Annotated in this window: 12 protein-coding genes and 1 tRNA gene; 8 read left to right on the top strand and 5 right to left on the bottom strand. The window is 73.5% G+C overall.

From position 1 onward, the window contains the following. Positions 1-29: 29 nt before the first annotated feature. A complete protein-coding gene (idi, locus tag ACI1MP_RS28845; protein ID WP_043913068.1) occupies positions 30-635 on the top strand; it encodes an isopentenyl-diphosphate Delta-isomerase in 606 nt (201 codons plus the stop codon). A gap of 10 nt (positions 636-645) precedes the next feature. Here idi and ACI1MP_RS28840 read toward each other — a convergent pair whose 3' ends face one another. Beyond that, a complete protein-coding gene (locus tag ACI1MP_RS28840; RefSeq protein ID WP_380336648.1) occupies positions 646-1,170 on the bottom strand; it encodes an ATP-binding protein in 525 nt (174 codons plus the stop codon). Positions 1,171-1,575: 405 nt separating this feature from the next. Between ACI1MP_RS28840 and ACI1MP_RS28835 the strand changes: the two genes are divergently transcribed. Together ACI1MP_RS28835 and ACI1MP_RS28830 are read left to right on the top strand one after the other, a co-directional pair. Then, positions 1,576-1,663 (top strand) — tRNA-Leu (locus ACI1MP_RS28835). Positions 1,664-2,314: 651 nt separating this feature from the next. After that, entirely contained in the window at positions 2,315-5,164 is a 2,850-nt protein-coding gene (locus ACI1MP_RS28830; protein ID WP_404869806.1) for a hypothetical protein, read from the top strand. A gap of 101 nt (positions 5,165-5,265) precedes the next feature. On the opposite strand, the gene ACI1MP_RS28825 is transcribed toward ACI1MP_RS28830, so the two are convergent. Next, positions 5,266-5,616, bottom strand: a complete 351-nt coding sequence (locus ACI1MP_RS28825) for a MerR family transcriptional regulator (protein ID WP_380336689.1) — start codon at positions 5,614-5,616, stop codon at positions 5,266-5,268. 92 nt (positions 5,617-5,708) lie between these two features. Between ACI1MP_RS28825 and ACI1MP_RS28820 the strand changes: the two genes are divergently transcribed. Continuing rightward, a complete protein-coding gene (locus ACI1MP_RS28820; RefSeq protein WP_404869805.1) occupies positions 5,709-7,142 on the top strand; it encodes an MFS transporter in 1,434 nt (477 codons plus the stop codon). Here the strand turns inward: ACI1MP_RS28820 and ACI1MP_RS28815 are convergent. Beyond that, positions 7,100-7,522: a Fur family transcriptional regulator gene (locus ACI1MP_RS28815; RefSeq protein ID WP_043913093.1), complete on the bottom strand. Its 423-nt coding sequence runs from the start codon at positions 7,520-7,522 to the stop codon at positions 7,100-7,102. The genes ACI1MP_RS28820 and ACI1MP_RS28815 overlap by 43 nt on opposite strands. Before the next feature lie 191 nt (positions 7,523-7,713). Here ACI1MP_RS28815 and katG point away from each other — a divergent pair, with 191 nt between their 5' ends. Continuing rightward, the gene (gene katG / locus ACI1MP_RS28810) at positions 7,714-9,942 is read left to right on the top strand and encodes a catalase/peroxidase HPI (RefSeq protein ID WP_404869804.1); all 2,229 of its coding nucleotides are present in this window, start codon (positions 7,714-7,716) and stop codon (positions 9,940-9,942) included. A gap of 57 nt (positions 9,943-9,999) precedes the next feature. Here katG and ddaH read toward each other — a convergent pair whose 3' ends face one another. Continuing rightward, complete coding sequence (gene ddaH, locus ACI1MP_RS28805; protein ID WP_404869803.1) at positions 10,000-10,809, bottom strand: dimethylargininase; 810 nt, start codon at positions 10,807-10,809, stop codon at positions 10,000-10,002. 70 nt (positions 10,810-10,879) lie between these two features. After that, a complete protein-coding gene (locus ACI1MP_RS28800; protein ID WP_387997386.1) occupies positions 10,880-11,014 on the bottom strand; it encodes a BBE domain-containing protein in 135 nt (44 codons plus the stop codon). Between the two features lie 105 nt (positions 11,015-11,119). On the opposite strand from ACI1MP_RS28800, the gene ACI1MP_RS28795 reads away from it, so the two are divergent. From ACI1MP_RS28795 to hemC, 3 genes are all read left to right on the top strand, one after another. Beyond that, positions 11,120-12,685: an alpha-amylase family glycosyl hydrolase gene (locus ACI1MP_RS28795; RefSeq protein WP_404869802.1), complete on the top strand. Its 1,566-nt coding sequence runs from the start codon at positions 11,120-11,122 to the stop codon at positions 12,683-12,685. Positions 12,686-12,987: 302 nt separating this feature from the next. Next, entirely contained in the window at positions 12,988-13,431 is a 444-nt protein-coding gene (locus ACI1MP_RS28790) for a hypothetical protein (RefSeq protein WP_404869801.1), read from the top strand. 22 nt (positions 13,432-13,453) lie between these two features. Continuing rightward, a complete protein-coding gene (gene hemC / locus ACI1MP_RS28785) occupies positions 13,454-14,377 on the top strand; it encodes a hydroxymethylbilane synthase (protein WP_380336706.1) in 924 nt (307 codons plus the stop codon). Positions 14,378-14,426: the final 49 nt, after the last annotated feature.

Genomic DNA, 14,426 nt, shown 5'->3' with positions numbered 1-14,426 from the left:
GTCCACGTGCCGAAAGGGGCATTGCGCCCATGAGTCCTGCTGTCAGCCCGACCGACGACCTCTCCCCCGAGCTCGCCGTCCCGTCCGCGGCCGCACCCGGTGAGATCCTGCTGGAGCTGGTCGACGACCACGGCGTGACCATCGGGACCGGGGAGAAGCACTGGGCCCACCAGCAGCCGGGCCGGCTCCACCGCGCCTTCTCGGTGTTCCTGTTCGACCGGCAGGGACGGATGCTGCTGCAGCGCCGGGCGCTCGGCAAGTACCACTCACCGGGCGTCTGGTCGAACACCTGCTGCGGCCACCCCTACCCCGGCGAGCTGCCGTTCGTGGCGGCCGCCCGCCGCACCGCCGAGGAGCTGGGTGCGGCCCCCGCGCTGCTCTGCGAGGCCGGCACCGTCCGCTACGACCTGCCGGACGAGAGCACCGGGCTGATCGAGCGGGAGTGGAACCACCTGTTCGTCGGCCTGATCACCGCCGAGCCGGACCCGGCCCCGGAGGAGGTCGAGGACACCCGGTTCGTCACCGCCGCCGAGCTGCGCGCGCTGCGGGCCGAGAAGCCGTTCTCGGTGTGGTTCGAGACGGTCTTCGAGGCCGCGCTGCCGGGGATCCGGGAGATCGCCGGCAACGACTGGTGACCTCGGCCCGTCAGTAGTCCGGGTCCTCGTCGGGGCCGTCCCCCGTCCCGGCGGGCCCCGGTGCGGGCAGCGGCAGGCTGGCCCAGATCACCTTGCCGCCGTCCTCGGTCCGCTCCACGTCGCACTCGCCGCCCGCCTGCAGGGTGACGCTCTTCACCAGCAGCAGCCCGCGCCCGCCCGGACGGACCGGGTCGTTCTCCTGCGCCCGGGGGCGGTACGGGTGGCCGTCGAGCACCGAGATCCGCACCCGCTCCGGGGCGATCGTCAGCTCGCAGTGCACCTGCGGGGAGAGCGCCGCGGCGTGCGTGACCGCGTTCGACACCAGCTCCGAGACGATCAGCAGCAGATCGTCCACCAGCTCCTGGTACCGCTCCCCCGCCATCCCCTGGGCCAGCAGCCGGTCCCGCACCGCGTGCCTGGTCCGCGGCACCGAGGACTCCTGCGGCTCCGCGGTGAACCGCCACACCCCCGGCCCCGGCTCCCGTCCGGAGCGCCAGGTGGCCGCGTCCGTGACCGCCTTCTGCGTCTCTTCCACTGCACGCCGCCCTTCACGCGGTGAACGGGAGCCGGCGGCAGCTGTCGGGACTTCGGGCGTTCCGCGCGGGGCTCCTGATGACCCGAGGCTAGGAGAGCAGCCCCCGGCGACCCGCACCGGGACAGGATTCACGCGTGTCGTGAAGCTTCCCGACCGATTCGGTGCGCGACCTGCCCCCTCCTGGCCGCCCGCACCGCCAGGTCTGCCGCCAGAACACCCGCCCGAACCCCCACCACCAGCAGTTTCACCCCGACCTCCGCCCACCTTGCCCCCCTTGTGCCCGAATTGCCCCACCCGACCGCCCCCACACCTCGAAAACGCAGGTGAGAAGCACTCCGGAAGCCTGGTAATGTTCTCTTTGTCGCCAGGGGGCAGCCGAAAGGAAGCCCGCAGGCGAGACACCTGGTCCGGGTGGCGGAATGGCAGACGCGCTAGCTTGAGGTGCTAGTGCCCTTTATCGGGCGTGGGGGTTCAAGTCCCCCCTCGGACACCAACGAAGAGGCTCCAGTCGAACTGGGGCCTCTTCTGCGTTTGCGGCCCGCCCCGGGGCCTGCCCGGCCGGACCGTCGTCCCCGGTCACGAACCACGCAGGGGTGCTCAGCTCCCGTCCTTCCGCACCACGGATCGCTCGATGACCGCCAAATCCCCTCCGCGGAGGGCCGTCCCCTGGCAGGATCCTTCGTCACCGGACCCGTGACGGCGACCGCCGGGTCCGCGATCGCTGACGAGGACGGTGCGGTGACCGGCATGGGATCCAGGTGGCGGCTGCCACGGGTGAGGGCGGCCGGGACCGGGCAGGCGCAGGCGAGCGGCGGGGTGGCGGTCTCGGGCAACCTGATCGTGGACGGCGACCTGGTGGCGGGCCCCCCGGTCCAGCCGGCGCACACCGGCTACCTGGAGCAGATCCGCCGCATCGCTCCGCCGGAGCTCCGGGACCGCGCCGAGGAGCTGGCCGAGCTGGCCGCCTTCTGCACGGGCCCCTCCGAGTACCCGTACCGGTGGCTCCGGGGTCCGGCCCTGGGCCGGGAAGTCCGCGCTGCTGTCCTGGTTCGCGCTGAATCCACCGGCCGGCGTCCAGCTGGTCCCGTTCTTCGTCACCGGCCGCTTCGCCGGGCAGAACGACCGGCTGGGCTTCTGCGAAGTCGTGACGGAACAGCTGTCCGCCTTCCTCGGCAGGCCCGTGCCGGCCCGGATGACCGACGCCACCTGCGACGGCCACGTGCTCAGCCTGATCCACGAGGCCGCCGACGTGTGCGCGGAGAACGGCACCCGTCTGGTGCTGCTCGTGGACGGGCTGGACGAGGACCAGGGCGTCACCGCCCGGCCGGAGTCGTACAGCATCGCGGCCCTGCTCCCGTCGCGCCCCCGGGCCGGGCTCCGGGTGATCGTCACCAGCAGGCTCCGTCCGCCGGTCCCCTCCGACGTCCCCGACGACCACCCGCTCCGTGAACCGCGCGTCGTCCGGGAGCTGTCCGTCTCCCCGCACGCCCAGGCGGTACGGGCGGATGCCGAGCGGGAGCTCCAACGGCTCGCCGCCGCCCCGAAGCTGGAACGCGAGATCCTCGGCCTCGTCACCGCCGCGGACGGCGGACTGACCACGCAGGACCTCGCCGAGCTCACGGGCACCTCGGTCTTCACGCTCGGCCGCCACCTCGGCACCGTCGCCGGCCGGACCTTCACCACACTGCTGAGCCCCTGGACCAGGGAGGAGGTGTACGTCCTCGGCCACGACGAGCTCCGCACCTCCGCCCTGCAGGTGCTGAGCGGCAGCGACGTCGCCGGGCACCGGGAGCGGCTGCACCGGTGGGCCGAGGACTACCGCGACGAGGGGTGGCCGGCCCGGACGCCCGAGTACCTCCTGCACGGCTACTTCCGGACCCTCCAGCTCACCCACGACCTGCCCAGGGCGGTCGCGCAGGCGACCGACTACGCCCGCCACGACCGCATGCTCCAGGTCACCGGCAGCGATGCCGCCGGCCTCGCCGAGATCAACGCCGCCCAGGAACTGCTGCTCGGCCAGGACACCCCGGACCTCCTGGCGATGGCCCGCCTGGCGATCCACCGCGACCGGCTGCGGGCGCGGAGCGACAACGCGCCCGTCGCCCTGCCGTCGCTCTGGGCAGCTCTGGGCGCCGTCGACCGGGCCGAATCCGTGCTGAGCGGCATCACCGCGCCCGCCCGTCACGGCCGGGCGCTGCTCGCGCTGGTGGAGGCCCTGCTGGCGGCCGGCGAATTCGACCGCGCCCGGACGCTGGCCGATTCGGCGCTGCGGCCGGAGATTCGCTCCCAGGCCCTGGCGATGGTGGTCGCCGGCCGGTGCGGAACGGGCGACCTCGCCGCCGCCGAGGAGGTGACGGCCCTGATCGAGGACCCGCAGTACCGGGTCGCCGCACTCGGCAGTGCGATCAAGGCGGCGATGGACGCCGGGAATCCGGCCGAGGCCGAACGGCTGGCGGCATGCGCACAGGCGCACGCCCTGACCGTCGCCAACCCCAGCCGCCGGGCTTCCGCCATCAGGAACGTGTCGGTGCTGTACGCGCAACTGAACGACCACGATCGGGCTGTCGGCCTGGCTCGACTGACCCCCGAGCCGATCCACCGCGTGTACACCCTCAGCACACTGGCCGCCGACGCGGCGAAGGCCGGGGACCACGACCGGTGGCGGCTTCTCTCCACCGAAGCCGAGAGCACGGCCCGTGCGCTGACCCAACCGGTGGCGCGGGTGAAACACCTGGCGGCGCTCGCCCGCACCGCCGCCCAGATCGACCAGCGGGCGCACGCCAGAGTTCTCGCCCGGGACGCTGCCGAGTCCCTGGAGAAGGTGAAGGATCCGGCCGAGCGGACGGCCGCACTCGTTTCGCTGATCGCCGCCCTCGTGGCCACCGGAGATCCTGAACTGGCCCGGCTGCTGACCCGGAGCATCGCCACCCCCGACAAGCGGATCATGGCGCTGCTGAACCTCGTCGACGGCGGGGCCGTCACCGCTTCGGAATGCCTGGCCGAGCTCCCTCTCGTGGAGGGGGACGACATTCGCGAAGGCCCGCTCATCGCCCTCGTCTGGCGGGCGGCGCTGGGGTTGCGGCAGCCGGACCTGGCCGAGGCCGTCGCCGAACGGATCCACACTCCCGCCACCCGACTCCACCTCCTGGTCCGGCTGGCCCGGAGGTACGCGGCCGACGGCGCCCACGAACGCGCCGATCGGCTCGGGGTCGAGGTCTCCGAACTGAGCCGGTCGCTCACCGACCGGCAGGAGCAGGTCGAGGTCATGACCGCACTGGCGCTGCTCGACGTGTCGCTGGGCCGTACCGAGCAGGCCCGCCGAACGGCTGACGCGGCCCAGTCGCACCTGCGCGACTTCACCGGCCAGGTGGTCCACCAGAGTCGCGCCATGCTCAACCTCGCCCGGGCGATGACCGCGATGGGCGACGCCAAACGGGCGAGGGAGCTGGGGAGCCTGGCCGAAGGTCTGGCCCTGGAGCACGGGCTGGAGGAGGAAGGGGCGAAGATTCGGGCCGAGTTGCTCGAACTGGCCATGGCCGCCTCCGACCTCACCTGGGCGAGCAGCCTCGCCCGTGAGGTCCCCGAACCACGCCGGCGGGCCCTGACCTTGCTGAGGGTCGCCCGGGCCTGGGCCGACGCCGGGGTCACCAACCGTGCTCTCGACCTGCTGCCCGAGATCGAGGCCGGGATCGACGGGCTGCCGGACAACAGGCGGTCACGCCCGCTGGTGGACCTGGCGCGGCTCCTCGCCCACCTCGGCCGGCCCGAGCGCGCCGAACAGGCCGCCTGTCGGATCCCGGACCCCCAGCAACGGGTCGCCGTGTTCCTCGAACTCGCCCAGCAGGTACCCGATCCCCACGCCAAACGCCTCCTCGCCCGCGTTCTCGGCACGACCAGCTGGGCCGAGTCGCTGGCCGGCATGGCGTCCATGGCGCCGTCGGTCGTGCAGGCCGTGGCCGATGAACAGCTCGCCGAGAACCCGGACTCCGGATGAGTCCGACCGCGCGGGCCCTCACTCGCCCGGCGCCCAGAAGCCTTCGGCGCGGCCGGCGGTGAGGCGGGACCGGTAGGTGTCGACCTTGTGGTCGATGCGGGTCAGTGGGACCGGAGTTCGGCGAGTCGGGCGGCGACCTCGGTGCGGTGGGATTCGAGGAGGGCGAGGCGGTCGGGTTCGTTGCCGGGGCCGGCGGTGACGAGTTCGGCGTAGCGGCGGATGGTGCGGATCGGCATGCCGGTGGCGCGCAAGCGGGTGCAGAGGTCGATCCATTCGAGGTCGCGGCGGTGGTAGCGGCGGCGGCCGCCGGGGGTGCGGTCGACGGGGGTGACGACCAGGCCGGCCCGTTCGTAGTAGCGCAGCGTGTGGACGCTGACGCCGGTGCGTCCAGCGGCTTCCGCGATGGTCAACCCCTGGGCGGGGAGCGCGGGTCGGGGCTTGATTTCGAGCACGCTCGAAATCGTAGCGTCGGTGCGGAGGACCGGCCCGGAGTGAACTGACGGTGCGTCAATTCCCGGTCCGGACACGGATCGAGGGGGATCAGGTGCCCGAACTGGACGACCGGCGCAGGCGGTTGGTGCTCACGGTGTGCTGCGTGAGCATGGTGATGGTGGTGCTGGACATCACGGTGGTGAACGTCGCGCTGCCGTCCGTCCGACGGGAGTGGGGCGCGTCGGTGGAGGCGCTGCAGTGGACGGTGGACGCGTACACGCTGGTGCTGGCGGCGTTCCTGCTGCCGGCGGGCGCGGCGGCGGACCGGTGGGGGCGGCGGCGGGTGTTCATGGCGGGGCTGGCGCTGTTCGGGCTGGGGTCGGCGTTGTGCGCGCTGGCGCCGGGGGCGGGGGCGCTGGTGGGGGCGCGGGCGGTGCAGGCGGCGGGCGGGACGATGTTGAACCCGGTGGCGATGGCGATCGTGGCGACGACTTTTCCGGGGCGCGAGGAGCGGGCCCGGGCGATCGGGGTGTTCGGGTCGGTGTCGGGATTGTCGTTGGCGCTGGGCCCGGTGCTGGGCGGGGCGCTGGTGGACGCGTGGGGCTGGCGGGCGGTGTTCTGGGTGAACCTGCCGGTGGTGGCGGCCGGCCTGGCGGGGGCGGCGCGCTGGGTGCCGGAGTCGCGCGGAGCGCGGGCCCGGCGGTTCGACCCGGTGGGGCAGCTGCTGGTGGTGGCGCTGCTCGGCGGGACGGTGTTCGGCCTGATCGGGGCGGGCCGGGACGGCTGGTCGGCGCCGGTGGTGTGGGGGCCGCTCACGGTGGCGGCGGTGACGGTGCCGCTGCTGGGGTGGTGGGAGGCCCGGCGGGCGGATCCACTGCTGGAGGTGGGCCTGCTGCGCAGCGTCCCGATGGTGTCGGCGCTGGTGATGGCGTTCGCGGCGCTGTGCGCGTTCGGGGCGTTCCTGTTCGCGGTGACGCTGTACCTGCAGGGGGTGCGCGGGATGTCGGCGCTGCGGGCGGGGTTGTGCCTGGCTCCGGTGGGGGTGCTGATCGTGCTGCTGTCGCCGTGGACGGGCCGGGTGGTGGGACGGCGGGGGCCGCGGCTGCCGCTGGTGGTGTCGGGGACGGCGCTGGCGTCGGCGGGCGGCCTGTTGCTGCTGATGGGTCCGGGGACGCCGGTGCCGGCGCTGGTGGCGCCTTTCGCGGTGGTGGGGGTGTTCCAGGGGACGGTGAATCCGCCGGTGACCAGTACGGCGGTGACGGGGATGCCGGGGTCGATGGTGGCGCTGGCCTCCGCGTTGGCGTCGGCGGCGCGGCAGACGGGTTCCGCGGTGGGGGTGGCGGTGGCGGGCACGGTGCTCGCGGGCGGGGTGGCGGCCGGGGGTCCGGCGTTCACCGGGGCGGCGCACGGGGTCTGGTGGCTGCTGGTGGCGGCGGGCGTGCTGATCGCGGCGCTCGGCGCGGCGGGGTCGGGCCGCCGGTCGGTCGGGCGCGGGGCGGGGCGTCAGCCGGAGCGGCGGGCGCAGTCCGCGCAGAGTCCGCGGTAGGTGACCTCGGCGGCGGTGATGGTGAATCCGAAGCGTTCGGCGGCGGGGAGGGCGGCGAGCGGGTCGCCGGTGGGGTGGACGTCGCGGATGGTGCCGCAGGCGAAGCAGACCAGGTGCTGGTGCGGCCGGTGCGCGTTGGGGTCGTAGCGCTTGGCGCGGCCGTCGGTGGCGACTTCGAGGATTTCGCCGAGGGTGACGAGTTCGCCGAGGGTGTTGTACACGGTGGCGCGGGAGATCTCGGGGAGGCGTTCGGCGGCGCGCGCGTGGACCTCGTCCGCGGTCAGGTGGACGTGGTCGCCGTCCAGGACCTCGGCGACCACCCTGCGCTGGGAGGTCAGCCGCCAGCCCCGGTCACGCAGCCGATCGAGCAGGTCACTCATGTGTTCATCCATTCAGCTCAACAGACGCCCGAACTGTACAGGGGCTCGGCGGCGCGGCCCGATTCGAGCGGAGATCACCACCCGATTGACGGTGTTCTTGACTTAGACTGTGTCTATCTTAGGATCGACTCCGGCGAACAGCCAAGGTGTCAGTGAAGAGTTGCGATCCGCCCGACCCGGAGGGACTTCCCATGCCCCAGAACGACGACGCCATCGTCAGCGACCCCAAGTCCGAGGGTGCGGGCGGTTGCCCGGTCGCGCACGGCCGCGCGCCCCATCCGACCCAGGGCGGCGGCAACCAGCAGTGGTGGCCGAACCGGTTGAACCTGAAGATCCTGGCGAAGAACCCGGCGGTGGCGAACCCGCTGGGCGGCGACTTCGACTACGCCGAGGCGTTCAACAGCCTCGACCTGCCCGCGGTGAAGCGGGACATCGAGCAGGCGCTCACCACCTCGCAGGACTGGTGGCCGGCCGACTTCGGCCACTACGGCCCGCTGATCATCCGGATGGCCTGGCACAGCGCCGGCACCTACCGAATCTCCGACGGCCGCGGCGGCGCGGGCGCCGGCCAGCAGCGCTTCGCCCCGCTGAACTCGTGGCCGGACAACGCCAACCTGGACAAGGCCCGCCGGGTGCTGTGGCCGGTCAAGCAGAAGTACGGCAAGAGCCTGTCCTGGGCCGACCTGCTGATCCTGTCGGGCAACGTGGCGCTGGAGTCGATGGGCTTCGACACCTTCGGCTTCGCCGGCGGCCGGCCGGACGTCTGGGAGGCCGACGAGGACGTCTACTGGGGCCCCGAGACCACCTGGCTGGGCGACGAGCGCTACACCGGCGACCGTGACCTGGAGGACCCGCTGGGCGCCGTCCAGATGGGCCTGATCTACGTCAACCCGGAGGGCCCCAACGGCAACCCGGACCCGATCGCCGCGGCCCGCGACATCCGCGAGACCTTCCGCCGGATGGCGATGAACGACGAGGAGACCGTCGCGCTGATCGCCGGCGGCCACACCTTCGGCAAGACCCACGGCGCCGGCCCGGCGGACAACGTCGGCGAGGCCCCCGAGGGCGCGGGCCTGGAGGAGATGGGCCTCGGCTGGAAGAGCACCTACGGCTCCGGCAAGGCCGGTGACGCGATCACCTCCGGCCTGGAGGTCACCTGGACGAACACCCCGACCACCTGGGACAACTCCTTCTTCGAGATCCTGTTCGGCTACGAGTGGGAGCTGACCAAGTCCCCGGCCGGCGCGCACCAGTGGAAGCCGAAGGACGGCGCCGGCGAGGGCACCGTGCCGGACGCCTTCGACCCGGAGAAGAAGCACGCCCCGCAGATGCTCACCACCGACCTGTCGCTGCGCTTCGACCCGGTGTACGAGCCGATCTCCCGCCGCTTCCGGGACGACCCGGCGGCGTTCGCGGACGCCTTCGCCCGCGCCTGGTACAAGCTGACGCACCGCGACATGGGCCCGATCGCCCGCTACCTCGGCCCCGAGGTGCCCGCCGAGGAGCTGCTCTGGCAGGACCCGCTGCCGCAGGCGCAGGGCGTGCCGATCGACGCGGCGGACGTCGCCGTGCTGAAGGAGCGGGTGCTGGCCTCCGGGCTGACCACCGCCGAGCTGGTGTCCACCGCTTGGGCGGCGGCGTCCTCGTTCCGCGGCAGCGACAAGCGCGGCGGCGCGAACGGCGCCCGGATCCGCCTGGAGCCGCAGCGCGGCTGGGAGGTCAACGACCCGGAGCGGCTGGCGCAGGTGCTGCGGGTGCTGGAGGGCGTCCAGTCGGCGTTCAACGCGGAGGGCGGCCACCAGGTCTCGCTGGCCGACCTGATCGTGCTGGCCGGCACCGCCGCGGTCGAGCGGGCCGCGCAGGCCGGCGGCGTGGACGTCGAGGTGGCCTTCCACCCGGGCCGGGTGGACGCCGTCCAGGAGAAGACCGACGTGGAGTCGTTCTCGGCGCTGGAGCCCAAGGCCGACGGCTTCCGCAACTACCTGGGCAAGGGCACCCGGCTCCCGGCCGAGTACCTGCTGGTGGACAAGGCGAACCTGCTGAACCTGTCCGCCCCGGAGCTGACGGTGCTGGTCGGCGGCCTGCGCGTGCTGGGCGCCAACCACGGCGGCTCGCAGCACGGCGTGTTCACCGACCGTCCGGGCACCCTGAGCAACGACTTCTTCGTCAACCTGCTCGACATGGGCACCGCCTGGGCGCCGGTCGCCTCCGACAGCACCCTGTTCGAGGGCCGGGACGCCGCCGGTGCGGTCAAGTGGACCGGCACCCGCGCCGACCTGGTGTTCGGCTCCAACTCGGAGCTGCGCGCGGTGGCCGAGGTTTACGCCTCGGACGACGCCAAGGAGAAGTTCGTCAAGGACTTCGCCGCCGCCTGGACGAAGGTGATGGACCTGGACCGCTACGACCTGGCGCGCGCCTGACGCACCCCCGGAGGCCCGGTTCCGCTCGCGCGGGGCCGGGCCTCCGGGCGTCCGCGGTCAGCGGCGCAGCTCCAGAGTGCAGCACTTGACGGCGCCGCCGGCCCTGAGCAGTTCGGTGAGGTCGATGCCGATCGGGGTGAAGCCGCGGTCGCGCAGCTGCCCGGCCAGGCCGGTGGCGGCCTCGGGGAGGATGACGTTGGCGCCGTCGGAGACGGCGTTCAGGCCGAACACCCGGGCGTCGTCCTCGCCGGCCAGGATCGCGTCCGGGTAGAGGCGCTCCAGCACGGCCCGGGACTCGGCGTCGAAGGCCGGCGGGTGGTACATGATCTCGTCGTCGTCGAGGACGGCGAGCGCGGTGTCCAGGTGGTAGTAGCGCGGGTCGACCAGCCGCAGGGTGACCACCTCGCGGCCGAGGAAGGCCGCGGCCTCGGCGTGCGCGGCGGTCTCGGTGCGGAAGCCGGTGCCGGCCAGGACGCGCCCGCCGGCCACCAGGAGGTCGCCCTCGCCCTCGTTGACGTACTCGGCGTCCCGGACCTGCCAGCCGCGCTCGCGGAACCAGTCGGCGTACGCCGGGCCCTCGGCGAGGCGCTCCGGGTACCGGAAGCGGGCGCCCAGCACCTTGCCGTCGACCGCGGTGGCGCCGTTGGCGGCGAACACCATGTCCGGCAGGCCGGGCAGCGGGTCGATCAACTCCACGGTGTGGCCGAGGCGTTGGAAGAGCGCGTGGAGCTCCTCCCACTGGGCGAGGGCGGTGCCGGTGTCGGTGGGCTTGGCCGGATCCATCCACGGGTTGATGGAGTAGTCGACGGTGAAGTGCGTGGGCCGGCACATCAGGTAGCGGCGCGGACGGGCGGTTCGCGGCGACACGGTGGTGTCTCCCTCCAGGGCGGATCAGGGTTGCTGACGGTCGGTCAGCGGGACTCCGTACAGGCGTGGTTCAACTGTCGACGGGCTGCGGGACGGTGAACAGTCCGTCCGGGTCATGGCGGTGCTTTACGGCCACCAGCCGAGGGTAGTTCGCACCGTAGTGGGCGGCCCGGCAGCCTCGCAGGTCCGGATCGGTGAAGTTCAGGTGGGCGCCTTCGGTCGTGTACGCGGCGACCAGGTGGTCGGGCCGGGCGGGGCGGGCCCGGCCGAACGGACAACGGTGCGACGGTCGGAACGAGAGGGGACGGGTGTGGGGACGGACTGGGCGCGGGGTGCGGTGCTGTACCAGATCTATCCGCAGAGCTTCGCGGACGGGAACGGCGACGGGATCGGGGACTTCGCGGGGCTGACGGAACGGCTGGAGTACCTGCAGTGGCTGGGGGTGGACGCGGTGTGGCTGAACCCGTGCTTCGCCTCGCCGTTCGGGGACGCCGGGTACGACGTCGCAGACTTCCTGACCACCGCGCCGCGCTACGGCGCGCCGGAGGACCTGGCGAAGTTCACGGACGCGGCCCGCAGAGCGGGCATCCGGGTGCTGCTGGACCTGGTGGCGGGTCACACCTCGAACCGGCACCCCTGGTTCGTCCGCTCCGCCGCGGACCCGGACGACCACCGGTACATCTGGGCGGACCGGCCCGCGCCCGGGTACGTGGCCTCCCCCGGCAGCCGGCCGGGCTGGTACCGGCCGAACTTCTTCGACTTCCAGCCGGCCCTCAACTTCGGCTACGCGCAGCGGGATCCGGCGGAGCCCTGGCGGCAGCCGGTGGACGCGGACGGCCCGCGGGAGAACCGGGCGGCGCTGCGGGAGATCATGACGCACTGGTTCGGCCTGGGCGTGTCCGGCTTCCGGGTGGACATGGCGTCCTCGCTGGTGAAGGACGACCCGGGCTTCGTGGAGACCGGCAGGCTGTGGCGGGAGACCCGGGCCTGGATGGACGCCCACCACCCCGACCGGGTGATCCTCGCCGAGTGGGGCGACCCGGCGCGTTCCGTCCCGATGGGTTTCCACGGCGACTTCTTCCTCCAGTTCGGCGGCCCGGCCGACGGCGCCGCGCTGCGCTCGCTGTGGGACAACGGCACGGGCACGGTGCACGAGCACTGGCCGCAGCGGCCCTGCTACTTCGACGCCGAGGGCCAGGGCTCGATGCAGCCGTTCGTCACCGAGTGGGAGCGCACCGCGCGGGCCATGGACGGCCAGGGCTTCGCCTCGCTGCCGACCGCGAACCACGACTACTCACGGCTGGCCTGCGGCCCGCGCACCCGCGAGCAGTTGGCCGCGGCGTTCACCTTCCAGCTGACCTGGCCGACCACCCCGGCGATCTACTACGGCGACGAGATCGGCATGCGCTTCGTGCCGGGCCTGCCGGACACCGAGGGCAGCGTGCTGGGCCCGCGCTACAACCGGGCCGGCTGCCGCACCCCGATGCAGTGGGACGCGACGCCGGACGCCGGCTTCTCCTCCGCGCCCGCCGACCGCTTCTACCTGCCGCTGGACCCCTCCCCCGGCCGCCCGGACGTCGCCTCCCAGCGCGCCGACCAGGCATCCCTGCTGCACCAGGTACGGCAGTTGATCGCGCTGCGCCGTGCCCACCCGGCGCTCGGCCCGGACGCGCCGGTCGAACTCCTGCACACCGGTTACCCGTTGGCGTACCTGCGCGGCGACCGCTGCCTGGTGGTGGTCAACCCGCGCCGCACGCCCGCGCACCTGCCGGTGGAGCGGGAGCTGCCCGGGCGGCTGCTGTTCGGCCGGGGCGTGTCGCTGACGCACTCGGCGCTGCACGCGGACGGCTTCGGGTACGCCGTCTTCGGCCTCTGACCGACTACCGCTCGCCGCAGAGCAGTTCGGCCGCCGCCGTGCGCAGGTGGAGCACGGTGGCGGGCGGCGAGGCCGGCGTCGTGCAGGGCGTGCAGGTGGTGCGAGACGGTGGGGGCGGACAGGCCCGGTGCGGGCGGCGAGTTCGGTGGTGGTGGCGGGGGCGTCGAGTTCGGCGAGCAGCCGGGCGCGGGCCCGGCCGAGCACCCGGGCAGGACCGTCGGGGGTGGCGCCGGCGTCGGTCTCCCACCGCGTGGCGACGCCGTACGGTGGATGGACCAGGCCGGGCTGCCAGGGCGGGTTCGGTGTCGCGGCTGCTGGAGGGCGTCCGACCGACCCGGGCGGTGGCCGCCGGTTCGGCGCTGAACGCGCTCGCCTTCGCCGGGTTCGCGGCGCTGCCCGGCCCGCCGGTCGGCACCGGGTCGGTGGCCGCCATGCCGGTGTACAGCCTGGCCGGGACGGTCGCCACGCCCGGCCGCGAGGAGTTGGGCGTGGCACTCGCCCAGTCGGCGCGCCGCGGCCGCTGTCCGGCGGTCGACCAACTCTCCTGGAGCATCGGCCAGGCACTGGCTCCCGGCCTGTTGACCTTGCTGTTCGTCCACGGCCCGGCCTGGCCGTGGCTGTTCCTGCCGGCCGTTCCGCCGGCCGCCGTCCCCGCCTTCCTCCTCCTGGAGCGCCTCACCAGCCCTTTTCCGACATTCCGTCGGAATCCGGAACGCCCACCAGGGTCTAGCATGCCGTCAGGGTGACGGACAGCAGCGGGAGTTGACGATGGTCGAACTGGTGGTGGGATCGCGGGCCAGCCAGCTGGCGCGGGCCCAGGTCCGGGAGTTCCTCGCGCCGGTCCGGGAGCGCTACCCGGACCTGGTGATCCGCCACCGGGTGATCCTGGAGGACGGCGACCTGGACCGGAAGGCCGCCCTGCGGGAGGTCTCGGAACGCGGCGGCGGTTCGGCGTTCTCCACCAACCAGGTCGCGGCGCTGCTGAACCGCGAGGCGGACGTCATCGTCCACTCGCTCAAGGACCTGCCCACCGAGAACCCGGACGGCCTGACCCTGCTCCCGCCGCCGCCCCGCGCGGACGTCCGCGACGCGCTGTGCGGCGGAACGCTGAACGCCCTGCCGACCGGCGCCCGGGTCGGCACCTCCGCCGCCCGCCGGATCGCCCAGCTCCTGCACGCCCGGCCCGATCTTCGCCCCGAACGGATCCGAGGCAACGTGCCGACCAGGCTCGCCCGGCTCAGGACCCTGGACGCCGTGGTGGTCGCCGCCGCGGGGCTGCACCGCATCGACCGGGCCGAGGAGATCGGCGAGCTCCTGCCCGTCGGGCTCTTCCCGCCCAGCCCCGGCCAGGGCGCGCTCGGCATCCAGGTCCGCGAGGACCACGCGCTGGCCCGCGAACTCCTCGACCACACCGGCGACCTGAACACCGACGCCGAGGTGCGCGCGGAACGCGCGATGCTCGCCGAACTGCACGGCGGCTGCTCCGTCCCGGTCGGCGCGTTCGCCACCACCGCCGCCGGCGGCGTCCTCACCCTGCACGGCCAGGTCACCTCGGTGGACGGCGCCCGCCAGGTCGAGGCCCGGCTGTCCGGCAGCGCCGCCGCGCCCGAGAAGCTCGGCCTCGCGGTGGCCGGCCTCCTGCTCGACCAGGACGCCGACCGCATCCTGGCGGAGGCCCGCGCGCTCGCCTGACACCGGTAACGCCGGGTCGGATTCCCGCCAGCGCCGACCCCGCGCCCCG

It is taken from the genome of Kitasatospora griseola (assembly GCF_044999035.1).
GTDB classification, from domain to species: Bacteria; Actinomycetota; Actinomycetes; order Streptomycetales; family Streptomycetaceae; genus Kitasatospora; species Kitasatospora griseola.
Note: the sequence above shows the minus strand (reverse complement) of the source record. Positions and strands in the feature narration are given on the sequence as shown.

What these genes read in the sequence shown, in the direction of transcription:
- idi (WP_043913068.1), top strand. Translation starts at nt 30, where the DNA reads ATGAGTCCTGCTGTCAGCCCGACCGACGACCTCTCCCCCGAGCTCGCC.
- ACI1MP_RS28815 (WP_043913093.1), bottom strand. Translation starts at nt 7,522, where the DNA reads ATGAGTGACCTGCTCGATCGGCTGCGTGACCGGGGCTGGCGGCTGACC.
- katG (WP_404869804.1), top strand. Translation starts at nt 7,714, where the DNA reads ATGCCCCAGAACGACGACGCCATCGTCAGCGACCCCAAGTCCGAGGGT.
- hemC (WP_380336706.1), top strand. Translation starts at nt 13,454, where the DNA reads ATGGTCGAACTGGTGGTGGGATCGCGGGCCAGCCAGCTGGCGCGGGCC.